Origin of the sequence: Nonomuraea sp. NPDC050394 (assembly GCF_044459065.1) — a bacterium.
GTDB lineage: Bacteria > Actinomycetota > Actinomycetes > Streptosporangiales > Streptosporangiaceae > Nonomuraea.
In genome coordinates this window covers 60,212-76,381 of the sequence record NZ_JBITIO010000010.1, presented here as the reverse complement: position 1 = coordinate 76,381, position 16,170 = coordinate 60,212, and the positions used below count along the sequence as shown (strand labels likewise).

Sequence of the window (16,170 nt, the reverse complement as noted above, 5' to 3'; positions counted from 1 at the left end):
GCCCCCCTTGACCAGCCACCGTGCCAAGCCCGGCCACCCACCGGAGGCGCGTGTGCGGGATGGCGTGGGGCGGAGGTGGGGACTGGGCTAGGAGGAGGCGGTGATGGTGGCGGAGCCTATGACCGTGTCGCCCGTGTACAGGACGGCGGCCTGGCCGGCGGCTACGCCCGTGGCCGGGCGGGCCAGCGTGATGTGGAGGTCGTCGCCGGTCTGCGCGTAGTGGCAGTCGTAGACCTCGCCGTGGGCGCGTAGCTGGACCGTGACCGGGCCGGTGGCGGCGGGGCCGTTCCACAGGGGGCGGACGCAGTGGATCGTCGTGACCTCGAGCGCCGCGCGCGGGCCCACCGTCACGGTGTTGGAGACCGGCTCGATCGACAGTACGTAGCGGGGGCGGCCGTCGGGGGCCGGGCGGTCGATGTGCAGGCCCTTGCGCTGGCCGACCGTGAACCCGTGCGCCCCCTGGTGGGCGCCCACCACCTCGCCGTCCTGGTCGAGGATGCGGCCCGGCTCGGAGCCGAGGCGCTTGGCCAGGAAGCCGCGGGTGTCGCCGTCGGCGATGAAGCAGATGTCGTGGCTGTCGGGCTTGTCGGCCACGGTCAGGCCACGGCGGGAGGCCTCCTCGCGTACCTGCGCCTTGGTGGAGTCGCCGAGCGGGAAGATCGCGTGGCTGAGCTGCTCGCGGGTGAGCACCCCGAGCACGTACGACTGGTCCTTGGCCATGTCCGGGCTCCTGGACAGCACCCCGTCGGCCAGCTTCGCGTGATGCCCGGTGGCCACCGCGTCGAACCCCAGCGCCAGCGCCCGATCCAGCACCGCCTCGAACTTGATCTTCTCGTTGCACCGCAGGCACGGGTTCGGCGTGCGCCCCGCGGCGTACTCGGCCACGAAGTCCTCGACCACGTCCCGCTGGAAACGCTCGGCCATGTCCCAGATGTAGAACGGAATCCCGATCACATCCGCGGCCCTGCGGGCGTCGCGGGAGTCCTCGATCGTGCAACACCCACGCGCGCCGGTACGGTGCGATTGAGGGTTGGCCGACAGCGCCAGATGCACACCGGTGACATCATGGCCGGCCTCGGCGATCCGAGCAGCGGCCACGGCAGAGTCGACGCCGCCCGACATGGCGGCAAGCACACGAAGTCCCATGACCCAACCAGCGTACCCGCTCAACCAAGCCACCCTTTTCCCACCCACGGCCAAGATCCAGCAGACAAACGAGCAACAGACGGCCCCTGCCGGTCAGTGGCGGGCGAGGCTGGTGCCAGCGGTGGCTTTGGGCGCCGGGACAGAGGGACGGCGGGGTGCCTGGTGCTGGGTGTCGGCGCCTCGGCAGGTGGCCGGCCTTGGCACGGTGGCTGGGTCAAGGGGGGCCGTTGCGGTGGGGACCACGTCCGACGTGAGAAGCGATCCCCACGATCGGCGTCCGCGCACGACGGCGGGTGGCGGTGGGGCGGCTTGCCGTAACGGAAAGGCGCCCTGAGGGCTTGGCGCAACGGAAAGGGCGGGGTGGGAAGAAAGGCGGCGTGGGAAAGGCGGGGGCTCTGAGAGAATGACGGGTTATGCGACTGTTCGGGCGCAAGGACGACGAGGACCAGGAGCCGGTCATGCCCGGTGATCTCATTGCCGACTTCTGGGAGTGGTGGGAGCGGACGCGGCCACAGCTGGATGGCATGGTGGCGGCCGAGGAGCCCGAGCGGCTGGCCGAGACGCTGGAGCCGGCCGTCGCGGCGGTGCATCCCAGGCTCGTGTACGAGATCGCGCCGGGCCGGGGGGCGGCCCATGCGCTGGTCGTGACCGCTGCCGGGGACGCCGAGCTGCGGTCGCTGGCGCATCGGTGGGCCAAGGCGGCGCCGCCGGCGGATCTGCTGTGGGAGTTCCATCCGTCGCGGCAGGCCAATCCGCTGGCTCTGGAGCTGACGCTGGATGTGGGCGGCAAGGAGTTCGCGCTGGAGGAGCTGATGCTCGGGCTGCGCGTGCCGCGCGGGTCGGCGCGGATCGACGTGGCGGCCTACCACCCGGTGTTCAGTGATCTTGACGACGAGACGCGCATGGAGGCGGCGCTGCTGGCGCTCGACTGGCTGCTCGGCGAGGACGACGTGGCCCGCTGGATCGGTGAGATCACCGCGGCGACGTTCCAGCCCATCGACGCCGTCTCGGCCGCTCATCTGCGGGCCGTCGTCGACGACGTGGCCTCGGGGTATGACGAGGAGCAGTGGGCGCTCCTGGAGGGGCAGACCGCGGGTGGCGCGCCGCTGGTCGCCACGACGCGGTATCCGCTGCGGCCGGTCGACTATCCGCTGTTCGACCAGCACATCCAGATCACGCTCCCCTACTCCCACCGTGACGAGAACGGGCTTCCGGTCGGTGACTCGCTCATCGCGCTGCGCGACTTCGAGGAACGGCTGGCCGCCCGCCTGACCAAGCTCCACGCCGACGCGATCCTGGCGGCGCACCTGAGCGCCGAGGGCCACCGGGTGATCCACCTGTACGCGGACCCGACGGGCGAGGCGGCCATCCACGCCAAGGAGCTCATCGTCAGCTGGCAGGAGGGCGATCCGGTGGTGGACGTCGACTCCGATCCCGCCTGGGTGTCGGTGGCGCCGTTCCTGTCCTGAGCGGCAGGGTGATGGTGAAGACGGTGCCCTCTCCCGGGGTGCCGGCGGCCGTCACCGTGCCGCCGTGGGCGGTGACGATGCTGCGGACGATGGCCAGGCCGAGTCCGCTGCCGCCGCCCTTCCTGCTGCGGGAGCGGTCGGCCCGCCAGAAGCGGTCGAAGACGTGGGGCAGGTCCCCGGGGGCGATGCCGGTGCCGGTGTCGGCCACCTCGATCGCCACCTGATCACCGAGCAGGCGGCCGGTCAGTGCGATGTGGCCGCCGGGTGGGGTGTGGCGGATGGCGTTGGTGACCAGGTTGCCCACGGCTTGGCGCAGCCTTACCGGGTCGGCTTCGAGGGTGAGGCCGGGGGCGGCGGTGACGGTCAGGGTGAGGCCGGGCGCGGGGTGGGCGGCGGCCACCTGGTCGAGGAGGTCGCGCAGGTCGGCTTGCTCGGGGTGAAGGCGGAGCTTGCCCGCGTCGGCGATCGACAGGTCCTGCAGGTCGTCGATGATGTGCTGCAGCAGCAGCGACTCCTTGAGCAGGCGCCGCGTGTCCAGGGGGGCGACGCCGTCTTCGACCGCCTCCAGCCAGCCGCGGATGTTGCTGAGCGGGGTGCGCAGTTCGTGGGCGACGTCGCTGACCATGTCCTTGCGCAGCGCCTCCAGACGGAGCCGGTGCTCGGCCATCTCGTTGAAGGCCGCGGCGAGGTCGCCGAGTTCGCCGCCCGCCGACACGCTGACCTTGGCGGCGCCGTCCTCGCGCATGCGGTGGACGGCGGCGGTCAGGGCGCGTAGCGGGTGGATGACGCGGGTGGCCAGGTAGAAGCTGATGGCGGCGCTCAGCACCAGGATCGCGGCGGCCACGGCGGCGATGCGGACGGTGTTGCCCGGTGAGAGGTTCAGGGCGGGGGCGGTGGGGGCCGACTCGATGAACAGCCAGGCCGCGGGGGCCACGTGGGAGCGCAGTTGCTCGCGGCGGCTGGTGTCGAGGCAGCCGTTGACGCCTTCGGCGACGGGGCCGCCGACGACCGCGGCGCGGGTCCAGGTCCAGGTGAGGTCGCGGGAGAGCTTTACGGGGTCGCGGTCCTCGCGTTTCAGGCAGGCGTTGACCAGGGAGTTGAGCTGGCGCAGGGCCTTGGCCTCGGTGCGGGTGGGACGGGCGAGCTCTTCCTCGGAGCACGTGTTGCGGACCGGGCTGGGTGCGACGCCTTCCACCTCGACGTCGGGACGGCCGGACGGGCCGGTCACCGCCTTGGCGTCGAACCCGGTGCGGCGCAGGCACTCCACGCGCCGCTGGGCGAGCTGGCGCAGCGCGCGTAGCTCGGCGGTGCGCAGGGTGAACGGGCCGGTGGCCCTGGGGTCGATGCGGTCGGGGCCGACCGAGGGCAGCAGCGCGGTGTCCACCGCCAGCGGGTCGACCACGGCTGAGGGGGTCGCGGGCGGGGTGCCGGGTGCGGAGGCGGCGATCGGGCGGCGGTCGTGGGTGGTCAGCGTGATCTTGCGGCCGGTCTTGGCGGCGAGGTCGGCGACGATCCGGTCCACGCCGTTCCACGCGGGGTGGCGGGCGGCGTAGGCGAGGAGGGTGTCGTAGACGCGGGTGTCCTCGGCGAGTGCCTGGCCGCGCTGCTGCTGGATGGCGCCCGAGGTCAGGGTGCTGACGACCCAGGCGGTCGCGGCGACGGAGCACACGGCCACGAGCACGGAGGCGGCGAGCAGCTTGACCCGCAGCCCGCTACGGCGCCGCATCGACGAGCTTGTAGCCGACGCCGTAGACGGTCAGCAGGGTGACGGGGCGGCGGGGGTCGGGTTCGAGCTTCTTGCGGAGGTTCATCACGTGCATGTCGACCGTGCGCTCGGTGATGTAGCGGTCGAAGCCGTGGATGTGCTCCAGGAGCTGGCGCCGGGTGAAGACGCGTTCCGGTTCCGCCGCCATGGCCGCCAGGAGCTGGAACTCGCCGGGGGTGCACTCGACGGGCCGGCCGCCCTGCCGTACCTGGTGGCGGAGGGGGTCGATGAGCAGGTCGCCGATGGCGTGCACCGGGGAGGCGGCGCGCACGCGGCGGCGCAGGAGGGCGCGGGCGCGCGCCATCAGCTCACGCGGGCTGAACGGCTTGGTCATGTAGTCGTCGGCGCCCAGGTCGAGGCCGAGCAGCAGGTCGTCCTCGGTGCTGCGGGCGGTCAGCATGAGCAGCGGCACGTCGGACTCGGCGCGCAGCACGCGGCAGACGTCCAGGCCGTCCACCCGGGGCAGCATGAGGTCCAGGATGACCAGGTCCGGCCCGGCGGCGCGGGCCGCGTCGATGGCGGCGCGGCCGTCGTGCACGGCGGTGACCCGGTGGCCCTCGTGTTCGAGGTAGCGGCGGATCAGCTCGGCCTGGCCCTCGTCATCCTCGGCGATCAAGACATGTGCCCCCATGCGCTTCACGGTATGTGACAAGACAGGTTTCCCATGTCGTCCTGACAAGTCCCTTAAAAGCGGGCGGCAGGGTGAGGCCCATGAAGCTCACCCAAGCACTCGCCATTGCCGGTCTCACCGCCGTCACGCTGGGCGGCGGCAGCATCGCGGCGCACGCCGCGACCCCCACTCCGGCACCCGCGCCCGTCAAAACCCCCGCACCCGCGCCCGTCGCGGAGAAGGGCGCGGAGCGGGGTGTACGGCTCCCGCTCGACTACACCGAGGCCCGGCTCCTTCGCCTGCGGGAGGCCTACAACCGTTGCCTCAAGGCGCAGGGCGTGAAGTTCGCCTCGGCCCCGGCGGTCGTGGGGCCGGGCGGCATCGGCGTCCCGGCCAAGGGCCAGGAGGCCAAGGTGAAGCGCTGCGCGGACAAGCAGGTGCTGATGCCCAAGGCGATGGACCCCAGGTACAACCGGAACTACGACGCCGACTTCCGTGAGTGGGTACGCCTGCTCAACGCCGCCGGGGTCAAGGTGAAGGCCGTGAAGGGCGGCTGGGAGTACACCGAGACCCCGAAGATGGGCAAGGCGGAACGCCTGGAGATCGAGCGGCGCACCCGCGTCGAGGCCTTCTCCTAGCCGGCCCTGGCCAGCTCGCGCTCCTCGCCCCGCTCCGGCATCCTCACGGGGGCGAGGAGGCGCGGGCGCGGCAGGAAGCGGGCGGCCAGCGCGATCAGCAGGCCGAGCACCACGGCCAGCCCGAGCGCGGTGCGCAGTGAGGTCACGTCGGACAGGAACCCGATCACCACGGGACCGAGCAGCAGTCCGGCGTACCCCATCGCGCCCGCCTGGGCGATCGCGGGCCCGGGGGTGTCCGTGGCGGTTCCCGCCATGGACATCGTCACCGGTGCGATCGTGGCGACGCCGAGGCCGACGAAGAACATCGCGGCCAAGGCCATGATCGGCGTCGCCGCGGTCAGCACGATGGCGAAGAAGGCGGCCGTGGCCAGCCCGGAGGCGGTCATCAGGCCCTTCACCCCGAAGCGGGAGCGCAGGCGGTCACCGGTGAGCCGGGCCAGCAGCATGCCGGCCTCGAAGATCGGGTAGCCGAGCGCGGCCAGCGCCTCGGGGGCGCCGAGCGAGTCGCGCATGAACAGGCCGTTCCAGTCGGCCACGGTGCCCTCGACCATGAAGGCGAAGAACATGATGGCGCCGAGCAGGTAGACGACCGGTGGCAGGCGCTTCTTGCCGGTCTCGGCCGCCGAACCCGTCACGGGCTTGTCGGCCAGGTACGAACGGCTCACCCACACCATGACGGGCAGCGAGACGAGGGCGATGAGCGCCAGGTTGGCGGTCAGCGACAGCCCCGAAGCGATCGACAGGGAGCCGATCACACCCGCGCCGATGGCGCCGACGCACCAGCCCGCGTGCATGCTGTTCATGAGCGGCCGCCCGTACGCCTGCTCGACCGCCGAGCCCTGGGCGTTCATGGCGATGTCGACCGCGCCGAACGCCATGCCGAACAGCACCGCGGTCGCCAGCAGCAACGGCAGGTTGGGCGCGAAGGCGAGTCCGAGCAGGGAGAGCGCGGTCAGGGGACCGCCGACCCGCAGGACCGCCCTGCTGCCCGCGCGGCTCATGACGCCGCGCATCGCCTGCATGCTGACGAGCGCGCCGAGACCCCAGGCGAGCAGTACGCCGCCCACCTCCGCCGCGGACAGACCGAGTTTGTCGGTCAGCGCGGGGATGCGCACGGTCATGGTGCCCACCATCAAGCCAGCAAGGACAAAGGTGAGGATCGCCCCGAAACGGGCAGTCCTCAGGTCGCGGGTCATCACAGGTTCCTTTCACACGCACAAAGAAGAGGGGCACGGCCGCCGGGCCGTACCCCTTGTCAGGAAGGGTTTCGCTCAGAGGAGCGCGAGCAGTCGCCGCTCCAGCGCGGCGAGCTCCTCCTCCGAATGCAGGCTCGGGTCGTGGCTGGCAACGTCCCACAGGCCCTCACAGGCCAGGCGGACGATCTGGGCGGCGACCGGGTCGGGCTCGTCCCTGATGCCCTCGGAATGCCAGCGGCTCATGGCCTCACGCAGCGGCGTGAGCAGGAACATGTTCCCGGAGGCTCCGGTCACCACGGCCCATCGTCGGAGCCGGCCGGAGCGGATCGCCGCCATCGTGGCGCCCAGGTAGCGTTTGGTATAGGTGTCGTACGGCTGCGCCGCCATCAGTTCGTCGAAGTCGCCGATGAGGCGTTCGGCCATCGCTTTGATCAGCGCTTCCTTGGTGCTGAAGTGATAGAGCAGCCCGCCCTTGCTCACTCCCGCACGGTCGGCCACGGCGGCCAGCGTGAGCGCGTCGGAGCCATGGTCACAGAGGAGTCCCTCCGCGGCATCCAGCAACTCGTCTCTACGCATACCTGACACTGTACCGTCCGGACGGTACAGTAGCAAGCGAGATACCCTGGACGGGTGACCAGACCGTCGGCCTACCTTGATCACGCGGCGACCACTCCCATGCTCCCCGAGGCGATCGAGGCCATGACGGAGCAACTCGGCCGCGTGGGCAACGCCTCCTCCCTGCACGCCGCCGGCCGCCAGACGCGCCGGATCGTCGAGGAGTCACGCGAGTCCATCGCCGACGCCCTCGGCGCCCGCCCCAGCGAGGTCGTCTTCACCTCCGGCGGCACCGAGGCCGACAACCTCGCCATCAAGGGCCTGTACTGGTCGCGCCGCCCCGCCGACCGCATCCTCATCAGCTCCGTCGAGCACCACGCCGCGCTCGACCCGGCCCAGTGGCTCGAACGCAGCCAGGGCGCCCGCGTCACCCTCCTGCCCGTCGACCCGGTGGGCCGCGTCGATCCGTCGGAGCTGCGCGCGGCCATCGCCGGCGACCCGTCCGGCGTGGCCGTGGTCAGCGTCATGTGGGCCAACAACGAGGTCGGCACCATCCAGCCCGTGCGCGAGCTGGCCGGCGTCGCCCACGAGCACGGCATCCCCTTCCACACCGACGCCGTCCAGGCCATCGGCCAGCTGCCCGTCTCCTTCGCCGAGTCCACGGCCGACGCGCTCACGCTGACCGGGCACAAGATCGGCGGCCCGATGGGCGTCGGCGTCCTGCTGCTGGCCAGGGGGCTGACGCCGGTCTCCGTCCTCCACGGCGGCGGCCAGGAGCGCGACGTACGCTCCGGCACCCTCGACGCCCCCGCCATCGCCGGGCTCGCCGCCGCGGTGCGCGTGGCCGTACGCGATCAGGAGCACGAGCACGCCCGCCTGACCGCCCTGCGCGACACCCTCATCCAGCGGGTACGGCAGGCCGTCCCCGACGTCGTGCTCAACGGCGATCCCGTCGACCGGCTGCCCGGCAACGCCCACTTCTCCTTCCCCGGCTGCGAGGGCGACGCCCTGCTCATGCTTCTGGACGCCAAGGGCGTGGAGTGCTCGACCGGCTCCGCCTGTTCCGCGGGGGTCGCCCAGCCCTCCCACGTCCTGCTGGCCATGGGCGCCGACGCGGCCGCCGCCCGAGGTTCCCTGCGCTTCAGCCTGGGCCACACCTCGACCCTGGAGGACGTGGACCGCCTGGTCGACGTCCTGCCCGCCGCGGTCGAACGGGCCCGCCGGGCGGGCCTGTCGTGACCCTGCCCGGGTACGTGCTGGTCTGCCCGAAGGCGCACGTCGAGCACGTGGTCCGCGACCTCGACGAAGGCGCCTACCTGGCGCTCATGGGCGTGGTGCGCCGGGTGGCGCTGGCCGTGGAGGCGGTGGTCCCGTCCGAGCGGACCTACGTGCTCTCGCTCGGCAGCCGGCAGGGCAACTCCCACCTGCACTGGCACGTGGCGGCGCTGCCGCCCGGCGTTCCGTACGAGCGGCAGCAGTACCACGCGCTGATGGCCGAGAACGGTGTCCTGGAGTGGAGCCCCGAGGAGGGCGAGCTCCTGGCCGCACGCCTCAGGCGGGCGCTCGGGTGAAAGCGGACGGCGCCGGAGCCCGCGAGGGGTCCGGCGCCGCCCGTGTGCCTACTTGCGCTTGTTGACCTCTTCGGTCAGCTGCGGCACGACCTGGTGGAGGTCGCCCACCACGCCGTAGTCCGCGAGCTCGAAGATCGGCGCCTCGGGGTCCTTGTTGATCGCGACGATGGTCTTCGCGGTCTGCATGCCGGCCCGGTGCTGGATGGCGCCGGAGATGCCCGCCGCCACGTACAGCTGCGGCGAGACCGTCTTGCCGGTCTGGCCCACCTGGAACTGGTGCGGGTACCACCCGGCGTCCGTCGCGGCGCGGGAGGCGCCGACGGCGGCGCCGAGCGCGTCGGCCAGGCCCTCGATGACCGAGAAGTTCTCGGCCGAGCCCACGCCGCGGCCGCCGGAGACCACGATGGCGGCCTCGGTCAGCTCGGGGCGCGCGCCCTTCTCCTGCTTGACCCGGTCGACCACCTTGGCCGCGCGGGCGGCGTCGGACAGCGCGACCGCTACCTCCTCGACGGCGCCGGCGCCGGCCGCGGCCACGGGGGCCGTGGAGTTGGGGCGTACGGCGACGATCGGGGTGCCCTTGGCCACCTTCGACTTGACGTTGACGCCACCGCCGAAGATCGACTGGTCGGCCACGAAGCCGTCGCCCAGACCGACGGCGTCGGTGATGACGCCGGAGTCGGTCTTGACGGCCAGGCGGCCGGCGATCTCCTTGCCCTCGGCCGTGGCGGCGACCAGGACGGCGGCGGGCGCGGCCGAGGAGACCAGCTGCGCGAGCAGCTCGGCCTTCGGGGCCACGACGTAGTCCACGATCTCCTGGGAGGAGGCGTTGTAGACCTTGTCGGCGCCGTACTCGGCGAGCTTGGCCGTGGCGGCGTCGCTCAGGCCGGGACCCGCCCAGACGGCCGACGGGGAGCCGAGGGACTTGGCCAGGGTCAGCAGCTCAAGCGTGACCTTCTTGACCTCGCCGTCGACGTGTTCGACCAGAACGAGAATTTCCGACATATCAGCAAAACCCCCGTTCTCAGATGAACTTCTTGGACGCGAGGAAGTCGGCGGCCTTCGCGCCACCGTCGCCCTCGTCCTTGACGATCGTGCCGGCCGCGCGGGGCGGGGCCGCGGCGAAGTCCACGACCTCCGACCAGGCGGCGCCGAGGCCGACCTGGGCCGCGTCGGCGGAGACGTCGGCCACGCCGAGCGTCTCGACCGGCTTCTTCTTGGCCGCCATGATGCCCTTGAAGGACGGGTAACGCGGCTCGTTGATCTTCTCGACCACGGAGACGACGGCCGGCAGCGATGCCTCGACCTTGTCGTAGCCGTAGTCGGTCAGGCGCTGGATCGTGATCGAGGAGCCCTCGACGTCGACCTTGTTGGCCAGCGTGAGCTGCGGCGCGCCCAGGCGCTCCGCCAGCATCGCGGGCAGCACGCCGGTACGCGCGTCGGTGGACTCGGAGCCGAGGATGACCAGGTCGAACCCGATCTTCTTCAGCGCCTGTGCCATCGCGTAGGAGGTCGAGAGCGCGTCCGAGCCCCGCAGGGCGTCGTCGGTCAGGTGGACCGCCTTGTCGGCGCCCATGGCCAGGGCCTTGCGGATGGTCTCGGTGGCCTTGCCGGGGCCCATGGTGAGGACGGTGACCTCACCGCCATGGGCCTCCTTGAGTTTCAGCGCCTCCTCGACCGCATACTCGTCAAGCTCGTTCACCACGCCGTCGACGGCGTCACGGTCGAGCGTCTTGTCATCGGACCGCAGCTTGCGCTCGGTCGCCGTGTCGGGAACCTGCTTCACGCAGACGACGATGTTCATGGCCGGTGGCCGACCTCCCGTTTTCGCCGGATAGCTCGGTAGAAAGCTCGTGCGGTGTCCAGAGTGCCAGGTGCCAGGGGTGGACCGCGTCGGCGGGTCACCCCTCGTTCCTGAGTCGCTATGTTACCCATGAGTAGCTTGAGGGCAAACTCGCAGGTGGCCCCAGCTTACCGAACTTTGTTCCAGAGTCCGGCTATGGGGTGGATCGGGAAATGTGATCAGGCCGACATGAGGAACACCACACCGGCCACCAGCGCGGTCCCGGCGAACAGGGCCAGAGTGAACGGGCTGAAGAACGTGCTCAGCCCGAACCACAACGCCCCCGTCCCCGCGATCGTCGCCAGATCGGCCACGATCCTGCGGTTCCTGAACTGCCGCCGCGAGACCAGGGCCACCCCCGCGTCGGCCACGATCGCCAGCGCGAAGGCCGACAGCAGGAACAGCGACACCTCGGGCAGAGGCTCGCGCGCCGCCGCGGCCAGCAACGAAACGAACAGCCCCGACCCGATCACCCACCGCCTGCGCACCTTCTCCCGGTGCAGCGCGCGCTCCAGACCTACGTCCCGCCGGGCGCCCGGCCGCCATTCGCGGGTGGGCTCGGCGTGCGGATCGGCCACCAGGACCGGCGGCTGTGCCGTACCGGAGGAAGGTCCGCGGCTGTGACTGCCGCGCGGGGCCGGTGTGGCGCCCAGCACCGCACAGACGCGCGCGGCCGTCGGCCGCGCGGCCGGCTCGCGCGCCAGGCACTCGCGCAGGAGCGGGGCCAGCCACTCCGGCACGCCGTCGAGGTCGGGCTCGTGATGGACCACCCGGTAGGCGACCGCGGAGGCGGGCCCCTTCCCGTACGGCTCCCGCCCCGTAGCGGCATAGGCCATGGTGGCGCCGAAGGAGAACACGTCGGCCTCCATGCCCGCCTCCCGCCCCTCCAGCAGCTCGGGCGCGAGATAGCCGGGCGTCCCGATCACCGCGCCCGAGGCGGTCACCGACAGGGAGTCGAGCGCGAGCGCGATCCCGAAGTCGATCACCACCGGCTCGCCGTCGGCCATCATCACGTTGGCCGGCTTGAGGTCCCGATGGGTCACGCCCGCCTCGTGCATGGCCGACAGCGCCTCGGCCAGCCCGCAAGCCAGCAGCCGCAGATCGGCGACCGGCACCGTGACGGCGGACAGCGGCTTCCCCTGCACATACCTGGTCACCAGATAAGGGCGTTCGCCGTCCAGAGAGGCGTCGAGCACCTCCGCCACCCGCGCCCCGCGCACCCGCCGCATCGTCTCGACCTCACGCGCCAGCCTGGTCAGAGCGGCATCGTCGGCGGCCACGTGCGGATGCAGGATCTTGACCGCCACCGTCCGGCCCTCGGCGTCGAGCGCGAGATGCACCTCGCCGAACCCGCCCGCGCCGAGCCGGGACAGCAACCGGTACGGCCCCAGTTGCTCGCTCATACCCATCCTTTCCCCCGGTGGCAGGGACGGGACACTCAGGACCAGGGTGACAGGAATCCCAGCCCGGTCTTCTTGAGCAGGTCGTCGGCCAGGCCGGTGAGGAGGCTGACGGCGCCGTCCTGGGCTTGGGCGGTCAGGCGGTCGATGACTTCGGAGGGAGGCTCCCAGGGGGTCCAGACGGTCTTCTGGCTGAAGGCGAACAACACCGCCAGCAAGGTCAGGGTGCCGACGGCCACCGTGGCGACCAGGGCGGCGCCCGGAGTGCGCAGCACGCTCGTCAGGCTGCGGGTCACGGCCTTGCGCGGAGCGCCGCCGCCGGGCAGGACGAACAGGCCGAGCGTGAAGGCCCCGGCGGCGTAGGCGGCGGCCCCGTTGATGCTCATGCCGCCGCCCCAGCGCAGGATGCCCCAGACGATCGCGCCGAAGGCCAGGGCGAGCGGCACGTGCACGAGGGTCATCAGAGCGGCCTTCACCAGCGCCCACGGGGTGCCGACGATCGCCAGCAACGCGTCGGCCGAGCTGCCTCCGCCGCGCGCCCGCCGCCGGTTCACCATCTCGCCGAACAGGTACTCGCCGACGCGCAGCACGACCGCGAGCGCGATGGCGACCGCGCCGACGGTGACCGGGACCATGACCGTCATCGCGGTCAGCCCCACGAGCAGCAAGAACCCGACGAGCTGGCTGCCGACGACGAAGCGCTTGCGCTCCCCCGGCGGCGTGTACGGCCTGGCCTGCGTCGCCGGCGCGGGCGGCGGCGTGTAGGGACGCACCTGGGGCGGCGCCGGATAACCGGCGACCCGCTGGTCGGTGCGCGGCAACGGCGCCGGCACATAGGGCGGCGGCGTGGCGGTCCGCGGCTGCTTCTCCACCCGCTGCGGTCTCTCCACGCGCGGCGGCTTGGCGTACTCGACCGGCGGCAGCAGGTCGGAGTAGTTGTCCCCGGCGGGCAGCACGCGCGTACCCCCAGAGGGCGGCGGCGCGGTGGGCACCTCGTGGAAGGCGGTCCTGGTCGGGTCGAGCTGCCTGGCCATCCGCAGGAGTTCCTGGGCACCGGGCCGCGAGCGGGCGTCGACCTGCAGGGCACGGCTCAGCCAGCCGCGCAGCCACATCGGCGCCTTGTCGAGCTGGGCCCGGCCTTCCATGATGTTGAAGCAGACCGCCTCGAACGTGCCCGTGCCGAACGGCGGCGCGCCCGTGGCGGCGAAGAAGACGGTGGAGGCCAGCGCGTGCACGTCGGCCGCCTGGGTGATCTCCGAGTCGCGGATGATCTCGGGCGCCAGATAGCCGGGCGTGCCGACGAACATCCCGGTCTGGGTCAGCCGCGTGGCGTTGACCAGGTGCGCGATGCCGAAGTCGATGACCAGCGGCTCCCCGCCCACGAGCATGACGTTGGAGGGCTTGAAGTCGCGGTGGATCACGTCGGCCGCGTGGATGGCCACGAGCGCCTGGCAGAGCCCGCGCGCCAGCCGGACCAGCTCGTAGTCGCGCAGCGCCCCGTCGGCGAGGACGGTGTCCTCCAGCGTGCGGCCCGGCGCGAACCGGGTCACGACGTACGGCTGGCCACCCACGAGCTCGGCGTCGAGCACCTCGGCCACGTGCGAACTGCGCACGCGCCGCATGGTCTCGACCTCGCGGGTGAGCCGGTCGCGCGCCTTGAGGTCCGCGGCGACATGCGGGTGCAGGACCTTGATGGCCACCTGGCCGCCATCGGCGTCCATGCCCAGGTGGACCACACCCATGCCGCCCTCGCCGATCTTCCTGACCAGCCGGTACGGCCCGAGCCGCTCTGGAACCTGCGTGTTCATCGCCTGGCTCCCTGCATCATCCCCCCGACTTCGACAGTTTCCCGAGCTGATCTTCCAGCTGCGAGACGTTCACTGGTGTCCATACTGCGCGCAAATTCGGCGACGTGCCGAACGTACCGATGGCGAGCACCAGTGAAAGCGCGGCGCCCGCCGCGAGCACCCCGGCCATCACCATGGCCGATGTCCTTGAGGGTACGAGGGATGAGAGGGTCCTGCGCATCTGGCGGCCAGGTCCCTCGACGCCGGGACCGGCGCAAATCGTCCAGATGGCGACGGCCGCGCCCCAGGCCAGGGCGTTCGCCGGCACGCTCCTGCCCAGCACCGTGAGCAGGAGGGTGACCGGCAGCCCGAGGATGGCGGCGTACAGGACCAGCGCCAGCGTGATCCCCGCCGACTTGACCAGCGCCTTCGGATGGCTGAAGACGCGCAGCACGTCGAGCGCGGCGGCGCCGGTGGAGCGGCGCGCGCTCAGCTCGGGCTGGGCCAGGTCCGCGGCGCGCAGGAGCAGGGCGACCGGGAGGGCCACCAGGGCCACCAGGACCGGGGCGAGCGCGGCCAGGACGATCATGATGATCAGCAGCATCGCGCCGGCCACGCCGTACGCGCGGGACCGCTGCAGGAGCTGTCCCGGACGTACTCCCGGGATGTACGGCTCGCGGCGCGTGGCCGGATCCTGCGGGTACTGCTGGTGCGGCGGCGCCTGCACCGGAACGTAGGGCGGCGGTTCGGAGCGCACCCGCGTGGTCGGCACGTCGCCCTCGCGCGGAGGCGGCGGGTAGCTGTTGTGCCAGCCCTGCTGACCAGGCCACGGCACGCTGGGGGCGCCGCCGCCGTCCTGCATCTGGCGCAGCTCTTCCGGGGTGACCCTGCGGGTGGGCCACGGGTCGCCCTGGGCGGGACTCTGCTGGTAGCCGGGCGGCCTGGCGTGCTGGTCGGAGTGCGCGGGGCCGGGCGGAGGCGCGCCGTGCTGCGGTGGCGCCTGCGCTCCCGACGCGGCGTGCGGGGACGGCTGACCGTGCCGGGGAGGCATGGTGACCTGCGGGCCTTGTCCGCTCTGCCCCTGGCTCTGGCCGCTCTGGCCCTGGCCGCTCTGCCCCAGGCTCTGGCCGCTCTGGCCCTGGCTCTGGCCGCTCTGGCCGCCTTGGCCCTGGTGCGGGCCCGAGGCGGGCGGGGCCTGGCCCTGGTGCGGGCCTGAGGTGGCCGGCGGGGCCTGGCCGCCGTTCTGGGGACCGTTGGGGAGCAGGGAAACGTACTGTTGGGGCGGCTGGGCCGGGGCCTGCGAGTCGCCGGTACGGTCCGTGCGGGGGACGGTGGAGATCTCGTCCGGGATGGTTCTGGCCGACTTGGGCAGCAGCCGCGCGGTCTGCTCCGCCAGTTCGGCCGCCTTGGGCCGCCTGGCGGGGTTGCGCTGGAAGGCCGCCTTCAGCAGCGGCTGCAGCACCGCCGGCGCGGCGCTCACGTCAGCCTTGCCCGCGGTGATGTTGTAGAAGATCATCTCCAGCGTGCCCTTGCCGAAGGGCGGCAGGCCGGTGCCGGCGAAGAGCAGCGTGCCCGCCCAGGCGTGCACGTCGACCTCCGGCCCCGCCTCCTGACCTTCGATGATCTCGGGCGCGAGGTAGCCGGGCGTGCCGATGAACATGCCGGTCTGGGTCAGCCGGGTGGCGTCGACCGCCTGGGCGATGCCGAAGTCGATCAGCACCGGCTGGCCGTCGAGGATGAGCACGTTGCCCGGCTTGAGGTCGCGGTGGATGACGCCCACGGAGTGGACGGCGGACAGCGCGGAGGCCACGCCGTGCGCGACCGCGAGCAGCGCGGGCAGCTCCAGCGGGCCGTCGTCCCTGACGATCTCGTCGAGGGCGCGCCCGGCCACGTACCGGGTGACGATGTACGGCCGATGACCCGTGACGTCGGCGTCGACCACCTCGGCGATGTACTTGCTGCGCACCCGCCGCATCGTCTCGACCTCACGCGAGAGCCGCCGCCTGGCGACCTCGTCGCCGGCGACCTCGGCACGCAGGACCTTGACCGCCACCTGCCGACCATGCTGATCGACAGCGAGGTGGACAACGCCCATTCCGCCTTCACCGAGCCGCCTGAGCAGCCGGTAAGGGCCGAGTCGGTCATCGTTCATGGCATGAAGCACCATACCGGCTTAATCCCCGCCCACGAGAT

The 16,170-nt window shown here is 72.0% G+C and carries 14 protein-coding genes; 4 read left to right on the top strand and 10 right to left on the bottom strand.

Annotated elements, in window-relative coordinates:
• Positions 1-87 precede the first annotated feature (87 nt).
• The gene (gene mnmA / locus ACIBKY_RS33720) at positions 88-1,146 is read right to left on the bottom strand and encodes a tRNA 2-thiouridine(34) synthase MnmA (protein ID WP_397103083.1); all 1,059 of its coding nucleotides are present in this window, start codon (positions 1,144-1,146) and stop codon (positions 88-90) included.
• A 413-nt stretch (positions 1,147-1,559) separates the two neighbouring features.
• On the opposite strand from mnmA, the gene ACIBKY_RS33715 reads away from it, so the two are divergent.
• Positions 1,560-2,615, top strand: a complete 1,056-nt coding sequence (locus tag ACIBKY_RS33715) for a DUF695 domain-containing protein (RefSeq protein ID WP_397103081.1) — start codon at positions 1,560-1,562, stop codon at positions 2,613-2,615.
• Here ACIBKY_RS33715 and ACIBKY_RS33710 read toward each other — a convergent pair.
• Both ACIBKY_RS33710 and ACIBKY_RS33705 read right to left on the bottom strand, forming a co-directional pair.
• Entirely contained in the window at positions 2,536-4,341 is a 1,806-nt protein-coding gene (locus ACIBKY_RS33710) for a sensor histidine kinase (protein ID WP_397103079.1), read from the bottom strand. The genes ACIBKY_RS33715 and ACIBKY_RS33710 overlap by 80 nt on opposite strands.
• A complete protein-coding gene (locus ACIBKY_RS33705; protein WP_397103077.1) occupies positions 4,328-5,011 on the bottom strand; it encodes a response regulator in 684 nt (227 codons plus the stop codon). Before ACIBKY_RS33705 ends, ACIBKY_RS33710 begins: the two co-directional genes overlap by 14 nt.
• Before the next feature lie 80 nt (positions 5,012-5,091).
• Here ACIBKY_RS33705 and ACIBKY_RS33700 point away from each other — a divergent pair, with 80 nt between their 5' ends.
• On the top strand, positions 5,092-5,628 hold the full coding sequence (locus ACIBKY_RS33700; RefSeq protein WP_397103075.1) for a hypothetical protein: 537 nt from the start codon (positions 5,092-5,094) through the stop codon (positions 5,626-5,628).
• Here the strand turns inward: ACIBKY_RS33700 and ACIBKY_RS33695 are convergent.
• Positions 5,625-6,749, bottom strand: a complete 1,125-nt coding sequence (locus tag ACIBKY_RS33695; protein WP_397103073.1) for an MFS transporter — start codon at positions 6,747-6,749, stop codon at positions 5,625-5,627. The genes ACIBKY_RS33700 and ACIBKY_RS33695 overlap by 4 nt on opposite strands.
• Before the next feature lie 150 nt (positions 6,750-6,899).
• Positions 6,900-7,400 (bottom strand): TetR/AcrR family transcriptional regulator, encoded by a 501-nt coding sequence (locus ACIBKY_RS33690; protein ID WP_397103071.1) that lies wholly within the window; start codon positions 7,398-7,400, stop codon positions 6,900-6,902.
• A 54-nt stretch (positions 7,401-7,454) separates the two neighbouring features.
• On the opposite strand from ACIBKY_RS33690, the gene ACIBKY_RS33685 reads away from it, so the two are divergent.
• On the top strand, positions 7,455-8,618 hold the full coding sequence (locus tag ACIBKY_RS33685; protein WP_397103069.1) for a cysteine desulfurase family protein: 1,164 nt from the start codon (positions 7,455-7,457) through the stop codon (positions 8,616-8,618).
• Positions 8,615-8,950 (top strand): HIT family protein, encoded by a 336-nt coding sequence (locus ACIBKY_RS33680; protein ID WP_397103067.1) that lies wholly within the window; start codon positions 8,615-8,617, stop codon positions 8,948-8,950. The genes ACIBKY_RS33685 and ACIBKY_RS33680 overlap by 4 nt, the downstream gene beginning before the upstream one ends.
• Positions 8,951-8,998: 48 nt before the next feature.
• On the opposite strand, the gene ACIBKY_RS33675 is transcribed toward ACIBKY_RS33680, so the two are convergent.
• The 5 genes from ACIBKY_RS33675 to ACIBKY_RS33655 form a co-directional block, all read right to left on the bottom strand.
• The gene (locus tag ACIBKY_RS33675; protein ID WP_397103065.1) at positions 8,999-9,952 is read right to left on the bottom strand and encodes an electron transfer flavoprotein subunit alpha/FixB family protein; all 954 of its coding nucleotides are present in this window, start codon (positions 9,950-9,952) and stop codon (positions 8,999-9,001) included.
• Positions 9,953-9,971: 19 nt separating this feature from the next.
• Positions 9,972-10,751, bottom strand: coding sequence for an electron transfer flavoprotein subunit beta/FixA family protein (locus ACIBKY_RS33670; RefSeq protein WP_397103063.1), 780 nt, complete (start codon positions 10,749-10,751; stop codon positions 9,972-9,974).
• A 218-nt stretch (positions 10,752-10,969) separates the two neighbouring features.
• A complete protein-coding gene (locus ACIBKY_RS33665) occupies positions 10,970-12,193 on the bottom strand; it encodes a serine/threonine-protein kinase (protein WP_397103061.1) in 1,224 nt (407 codons plus the stop codon).
• 35 nt (positions 12,194-12,228) lie between these two features.
• A complete protein-coding gene (locus tag ACIBKY_RS33660) occupies positions 12,229-13,998 on the bottom strand; it encodes a serine/threonine-protein kinase (RefSeq protein WP_397103059.1) in 1,770 nt (589 codons plus the stop codon).
• Positions 13,999-14,014: 16 nt separating this feature from the next.
• A complete protein-coding gene (locus ACIBKY_RS33655) occupies positions 14,015-16,129 on the bottom strand; it encodes a protein kinase (RefSeq protein ID WP_397103057.1) in 2,115 nt (704 codons plus the stop codon).
• Positions 16,130-16,170 lie beyond the last annotated feature (41 nt).